Origin of the sequence: Halomonas sp. KX33721, from assembly GCF_001596805.1 — a bacterium.
GTDB classification, from domain to species: Bacteria; Pseudomonadota; Gammaproteobacteria; order Pseudomonadales; family Halomonadaceae; genus Vreelandella; species Vreelandella aquamarina.
On sequence record NZ_LVIA01000106.1, the window covers coordinates 1 to 723 of the forward strand.

The 723-nt window shown below is 55.5% G+C and carries 2 protein-coding genes; one reads left to right on the top strand and one right to left on the bottom strand.

Annotation, left to right across the window (positions count from 1 at the left end; all coding sequences use genetic code 11):
- Nucleotides 1-295: IS200/IS605 family transposase (gene tnpA, locus A3220_RS17145; RefSeq protein WP_084812818.1), on the bottom strand; the 295-nt coding region annotated here is incomplete at its 3' end.
- A 56-nt stretch (nt 296-351) separates the two neighbouring features.
- Between tnpA and A3220_RS16590 the strand changes: the two genes are divergently transcribed.
- Nucleotides 352-723 (top strand): helix-turn-helix domain-containing protein (locus tag A3220_RS16590; RefSeq protein ID WP_164834412.1); only part of this gene is annotated, 372 nt, incomplete at its 3' end.

The window sequence follows — 723 nt, forward strand, 5'->3', positions numbered from 1 at the left end:
TATGGGCATTCAAGAACCGCACCCGTCGGGACGACGTGGATTTCAAATTGTTGACCAGCACACTGATCGACAGCCTCGGCGGATATTCCACGAGCAGGTGAACATGGTCTTCTTCACCATCGAACTCAAGGATGCGGCAGTCGAGTTTTTCGCAAGCTGATTCAAATGCCTCTCGGAGCTGCCCTATCATGTAGCCGTCGAACACTTTGCGCCGATACTTCGTCGTAAAAACAAGGTGGACGACTAGCCGAGTGACGCTATGCCGCCCTCGCCGATAACTTTCATACACACTCACTTTACATTCCTCGTTATAGTCCTTAATCTCTGGCTATTATAGCAGTGAGCACTGACATGCTGAAGGCCGCCAAGGTACGCATCTATCCCACGACCGAGCAGGCGGAGTTCCTGAACCGCCAGTTCGGTGCGGTACGTTTCTGCTACAACACCGGCCTTCGCATCATGTCGCATCGCTACAAGCGTCACGGGCAGTCGCTGAGCGCCAAGCACGACATCAAGAAGCTGCTGCCGGTGGCCAAGAAATCGCGCAAGTACGGCTGGCTGAAAGAGGCGGATTCCATGGCGCTCCAGCAGTCTTGCATCAACCTTGATCATGCCTTCCAGCGCTTCTTCGACCCCAAGCAGAAGGCCGGCTATCCGCGCTTCAAGAGCAAGCGGGGCAAGCAGTCCAGCTATCACTGCGTCGGCGTCAAGGCCGGCGACAAC